Below are 5,560 nucleotides of genomic sequence, written 5' to 3'. Positions count from 1 at the left end.
TAGAGCGGCAGGGAGACCTCCTCGGCCAGCGGGGAACCGCTGGGGCACAGCCCGATCACCGTGGCGCCGGCCTCCCGGGCCAGGCGCACGCTGGCCACCAGGGCCCGGGTGCGGCCGGTCTGGGAGATGGCCACCACCACGTCGCCCTCCTTGAGGGTCACCGCCGACATGTTCTGCATATGCGGGTCGGCATAGGCGGCGGTGGAGATCTGCAGGCGAAAGAACTTGTGCTGGGCGTCGAAGGCCACCGCGCCGGAGGCGCCGAAGCCGTAGAATTCCACCCGGTTGGCCATGGCCAGGGTGTTGATCGCCCGGCTCAGCGCCTCGTTGTCCAGTCGGTCGCGCACCGACAGCAGGGTGCCCACGGTGGAGTCGAAGATGCTCTGGGAGAATTCCGCTACGGAGTCGCTGTCGTTCATGGAGAACTGGGCGAACTGGCTGCCGGTGGCCAGCATCTGCGCCAGCTTGAGCTTGAAGTCCTGGAAGCCGTTGCAGCCCAGGGCCCGGCAGAAGCGCACCACCGTGGGCTCGCTGACCTTGGCCTCGGTGGCCAGGTCGACGATGCGCATGTGGATCACCTCCTCGGGGTTGCGCAGCACGAAGCGCGCCACCTTCTGCTCGGAGCGACGAAAGTGCTCCATGCGACGTCTCATCTCATCGAACAGGGCACGGCTCACGGAAGACTCCTTGCTTGGGGCCATCGCCCGCGGGGGGCGACGACGCTGTCGTCGGGTTCTGCCCCACAGTATGCCCCAAGGCAGGACACGATGGGCAGGCCGACGCGACACCGCGTGCATTGGCCCAGCGTCGGGATGAAAACACTCACGTCGTCATCATTCTGTCAAGTGCGGTATAGTAGAAAGCGTAGTGTCGTGTAGTGCCCAAGGAGAGTCGATCATGCGCAATGTCGAACGGTTAACCTCCCTGAAGAGTGAACTCCTCGACATCTTCATGAGCATGGAAGTCGTCGAGCACGAGCAGCGCAGCCGTACCGCCGCCCAGCGCAACCTGCGGGCGAGGCGAGGCATCGAGCTCCACGAGGAGTTCAAGCGGCTGACCCGTGACATCGCCGAGCTGCCCGAGGACGAGCTCGACGAGATGCACTGATTCCCCGGCCGCTGAAGGCCCGGGACACCTCCGGAATGATGCGAGCCCCGCCGGGGCGGAGCTCGCAGGGCGTCTTGACCTCTCTCGAACGTCCCGCCTAGAGCAGGCCGGTGACGAACACCAGGATCACCCCGATGGGCGCCACGTAGCGTGCCACGGTGTGCCACAGCCGCTCTGCGCCGCCGGCAATCCCGAGCTCCCCCGCCACGCTCTGGCGATCCAGGCACCAGGCGACGAAGACGATGGCGCCGAGGCCGGTCAGCGGCAGCAGGATCTTGCTGGTGAAGGTATCCAGCAGATCGAAGATGTTCATGCCCAGGATCAGGAACTCCCCCCAGACGTTGAAGGACATCAGCGCCGCAATCCCCAGCGCCCAGACCGCCGCACCGCTGGTCAGGGTGGCCACCAGGCGGGAAAGCGGCGTGCGCTCCTCCACCAGCTCCACCACCGGCTCGAGCAGCGAGATCGCCGAGGTGAGGGCGGCGAAGGTGAGCAGCAGGAAGAACATCAGGCCCAGCAGCAGGCCGCCGGTCATGTTGCCGAAGGCCACCGGCAGGCTGACGAAGATCAGGCCCGGGCCCTCGCCGGGGCTCATGCCGTGGGCGAAGACGATGGGAAAGATCGCCAGGCCCGCCAGCAGGGCGATGGCGGTGTCGAGGATGATCACCGTGCGGGCGGTGCCGATCAGGTTGACGTCCTCGCCCAGATAGGAGCCATAGGCCATCATGATGCCCATGCCCAGCGACAGGGTGAAGAAGGCCTGGCCCATGGCGGCCAGCACCACGCCGCCGGTCACCGCGCTCCAGTCGGGACGGAACATGAAGGCCAGCGCCTCGCCGAAGTGGCCGGTGGTCATGCCGTAGCCGACCAGCACGATCATCAGGATGACCAGGGCCGGCATCAGGGTGCGCACCGCGCCCTCGAGCCCCTTGGTGACGCCGCGGGCCACGATCCAGATGACCAGCGCCATGAAGGCGGTGTGCCACAGGGTCAGGGCCACGGGGCTGGCCAGCAGGCCGCCGAAGATGTCGCCCACGGCGTCGGCATCCTGCCCGGTGAACCGCCCGGTGACCGAGCTCAGGGTGTAGGAGAGCGACCAGCCGCCGATCACGCTGTAGAAGGAGAGGATCAGGAAGGCCGCCAGCACGCCGCTGACGCCCACCAGGGCCCAGGCCGGCAGCCGGCCGTTCTTGCGCGCCAGGTCGGCCATGGCGTTGATGGGGTTCTCCTGGCCGCGCCGGCCGATCAGCCATTCGGCCACCAGGATCGGCAGGCCCACCAGCGCCACGCAGGCCAGGTAGATAAGCACGAAGGCGGCGCCCCCGCTGTCGCCCACCATGTAGGAAAAACGCCAGATATTGCCCAGTCCCACCGCGGAGCCCGCGGCGGCGAGCACGAAGGTCATCTTCGACGACCACTGTGCATGCACGAGTTTAGACATGAATCACCCTGAGTGTACGTGTCGCCATCGGCCGATCTGACGCGATGACGGCTTGTGCTTGTCGTTGCCACGTCCAGGACGCCGTGGATCGCACGGCGCCTTCCAGAGCATGGCAGGATCCAGGCAGGATCGCTGCCGTGCACGCTCACCGTTCGGGGGTCGGTTTACCCCGGAGCAGGGAGCGCCGCATGCCGGATAGTCGCAGGATCCACGCGTTTATGCGCAATATCCGTTAAATATCCATGGTGAATGGCATGCAGGGCCATAAAACTATCCGATCACACGCTGGATGACCAGCCGAAGCTGGCCCACTCGAGCCGATCGGCTGTCGTGGATCATGTCGTCTCAGAAGAGGGTCGTCTGTGTGTCGCCCGGGAAGGGGGGCAAAGGGGGCAGCGGATGCCGTTCGGCGAGGGCGGCCAGCAGCCGACGGGCCAGCTCGGGCGCCTGGCGATTGTCCGGAGTATGCACCATCAGATAAGGGGTTTTCCCCTGTTTTATCCACAGCACAAGGCGCTGAATCCAGGGCCGGAAACAACGCTCGTTGATCAGGGGGTCGAGGTGACCGATAAAGCGCACCAGCGGCTTCTCTCCCGTGGAAAGCACGTGTAAAGGGAGTCGTGGCTTTTCCCGCTGCGCCCTGGCCAGACCCGGGTGTGCCTCGGCCAGGGTCGAGAAGAGCGGGCGTACGTCGAGCATCACGCGATCGACGCCGTGACTTATCAACAGGCGGTTGAGGGCGACCTCCTCCGCCCCCTTGTGGAAAAACTCGGGGTGGCGCACCTCCACCGCGCAGGGCAGGCCCGCCGGCCAGCGCGCCAGCAGGGCCGCCAGCCGGGGGAGCTCCTCGGCACCGAAATCCCTCGGCAGCTGGATCATCATCGGCCCCAGGCGGTCATGCAGCGGGGACAGGGCCTCGAGAAAGGCGTCGAGTTCCGCCTCGACGCCCACCAGGCGCCGCTCGTGGGTCAGCGCCGCCGGCAGCTTGAAGCAGAAGTGGAAGCCCGGCGGGGCCTGGCGCGCCCAGCCGGCCACCGTCTCGGCGCGGGGGGCGCCGCTGTAGAAGGTGGTGTTGCCCTCCACGGTGTCGAACACCCGAGCGTACTCCGCAAGCCCGCCGCCGCCGGCCGGATAGAGGCTGCCGCGCCACTCGGGGTTGGCCCACATGGGCAGCCCCAGATGGAGGCGCGGCGCGCAGGCCGTCGGGGTCACTCCACCGTCACGCTCTTGGCCAGGTTGCGGGGCTGATCCACGTCGGTGCCCTTGAGCACCGCCACGTGGTAGCTGAGCAGCTGCAGCGGCAGGGTATAGAGGATCGGCGCCAGCGCCTCATGCACATGGGGCAGGCGCAGCACCCGGATGCCCTCCTCCTCGGCCAGCGCCACGCCCTCGTCGGCGAAAACGAAAAGCTCCCCGCCGCGGGCCCGCACCTCCTGCAGGTTGGACTTGAGCTTGTCGAGCAGCTCGTCGTTGGGCGCCACGGAGACCACCGGCATCTCGCTGTCCACCAGGGCCAGGGGGCCGTGCTTGAGCTCGCCGGCCGGGTAGGCCTCGGCGTGGATATAGGAGATCTCCTTGAGCTTGAGCGCGCCCTCCAGGGCGATGGGGAAGTGCGCCCCGCGGCCCAGGAAGAGGGCATGCTGCTTCTCGGCGAAGGCGGTGGAGAGCGCCTCGATCTCCGGGTCCAGGGCCAGCACCCTGGCCACCAGCCGCGGCAGGCCGCGCAGGGCCGTCACCAGTTCTGACTGGACGCGCTCGTCGAGCCCCTTGACCCGGCCCAGGGCCAGGGTGAAGAGCGCCAGGGCGGCGAGCTGAGTGGTGAAGGCCTTGGTGGAGGCCACGCCGATCTCGGGCCCCGCCTGGGTCATCAGGGTCAGGTCGGACTCGCGCACCAGGGAGCTGCCCGGCACGTTGCAGATCGCCAGGCTGGCCAGGTAGCCGCGCTCCCGGGCGAAGCGCAGCGCCGCCAGGGTGTCGGCGGTCTCGCCGGACTGGGAGAGGGTGACGAAGAGGGTGCCCTCGGGCACCACCACCTGGCGATAGCGGTACTCCGAGGCCACCTCCACCTGCACCGGCACCCCGGCGAAGCGCTCCAGCCAGTAGCGGGCCACCATGCCGGCATGGTAGCTGGTGCCGCAGGCCACGATATGCACCTGGCGGACGCGCTCGAACAGCGCCTCGGCGTCGGGGCCGAAGCTCTCCACCAGCACCGAGCGCTCGCCCAGCCGCCCTTCGAGCGCCGCGGCGATCACCGCCGGCTGCTCATGGATCTCCTTGAGCATGAAGTGGCGATAGTCGCCCTTGCTGGCTGCCCCGTCGCCGTGCTCGAAGGTCTGTACCTCGCGCTCGACGGGAGCGCCAGCGGCATCGAAGATCTCGATGCGGCCGCCGCCGGAGAGGCGCACCAGGTCGCCCTCCTGCGGGTAGATGAAGCGGTCGGTGACCTGCAGCAGGGCCAGCGGGTCGGAGCCTAGGAAGGCCTCGCCGATCCCCACGCCCACCACCAGCGGGCTGCCCTTGCGTGCGCCGACGATCACATCCGGCGCCTCGGCGCTCACCACGCCCAGCGCATAGGCCCCTTCGAGCCGGGCCAGCACCCGCTGCACGGCGGCGAGCAGGTCGCCGCCGCCGGCCGCCTCGCGGGCCACCAGGTGGGCCACCACCTCCGTATCGGTCTCGGAGGTGAAGGCGTAGCCCGCCGCCTCAAGCTCGCGACGCAGCGCCTCGTGGTTCTCGATGATGCCGTTGTGCACCACCGCCAGGCCGTCGCCGGACTGGTGAGGATGGGCGTTGGCCTCGCTGGGGCGTCCGTGGGTGGCCCAGCGGGTGTGGGCGATGCCGCAGCGCCCGGGAAGCGGCTCGGCCGCCAGCCGCTCGGCCAGGGCCGCCACCTTGCCCACCGCGCGCCGCCGCGCCAGCCCCCCTCCCGGGGCGAGCACCGCCATGCCGGCGGAGTCATAGCCGCGATACTCGAGCCGCCTGAGCCCCTCGAGCAGGATGCCTTCCACGTTG

5 protein-coding genes are annotated in these 5,560 nt (G+C 68.6%); 1 reads left to right on the top strand and 4 read right to left on the bottom strand.

Going from position 1 to position 5,560, the window contains the following annotated elements; all coding sequences use genetic code 11:
- Positions 1 to 677, bottom strand: a 677-nt coding sequence (locus J5F18_RS01555) for an SIS domain-containing protein (RefSeq protein ID WP_346300605.1), incomplete at its 3' end; no start/stop codon positions are given.
- A 220-nt stretch (positions 678 to 897) separates the two neighbouring features.
- On the opposite strand from J5F18_RS01555, the gene J5F18_RS01550 reads away from it, so the two are divergent.
- Positions 898 to 1,107 (top strand): hypothetical protein, encoded by a 210-nt coding sequence (locus tag J5F18_RS01550; protein ID WP_346300604.1) that lies wholly within the window; start codon positions 898 to 900, stop codon positions 1,105 to 1,107.
- A 97-nt stretch (positions 1,108 to 1,204) separates the two neighbouring features.
- Here the strand turns inward: J5F18_RS01550 and J5F18_RS01545 are convergent, their stop codons facing one another.
- The 3 genes from J5F18_RS01545 to glmS form a co-directional block, all read right to left on the bottom strand.
- Positions 1,205 to 2,548, bottom strand: a complete 1,344-nt coding sequence (locus J5F18_RS01545) for a sodium-dependent transporter (RefSeq protein WP_346300603.1) — start codon at positions 2,546 to 2,548, stop codon at positions 1,205 to 1,207.
- A gap of 345 nt (positions 2,549 to 2,893) precedes the next feature.
- Positions 2,894 to 3,715 (bottom strand): DUF72 domain-containing protein, encoded by an 822-nt coding sequence (locus J5F18_RS01540; RefSeq protein WP_346302153.1) that lies wholly within the window; start codon positions 3,713 to 3,715, stop codon positions 2,894 to 2,896.
- A 41-nt stretch (positions 3,716 to 3,756) separates the two neighbouring features.
- On the bottom strand, positions 3,757 to 5,560 hold a 1,804-nt coding region (gene glmS / locus J5F18_RS01535), incomplete at its 5' end, for a glutamine--fructose-6-phosphate transaminase (isomerizing) (protein ID WP_346300602.1).

Source organism: Halomonas sp. BM-2019 (assembly GCF_017584085.1).
This window is presented reverse-complemented; position numbering and strand designations above follow the sequence as displayed.

Coding starts and splice junctions, on each gene's coding strand:
- J5F18_RS01550 (WP_346300604.1), top strand. CDS start 898: ATGCGCAATGTCGAACGGTTAACCTCCCTGAAGAGTGAACTCCTCGAC.
- J5F18_RS01545 (WP_346300603.1), bottom strand. CDS start 2,548: ATGTCTAAACTCGTGCATGCACAGTGGTCGTCGAAGATGACCTTCGTG.
- J5F18_RS01540 (WP_346302153.1), bottom strand. CDS start 3,715: ATGTGGGCCAACCCCGAGTGGCGCGGCAGCCTCTATCCGGCCGGCGGC.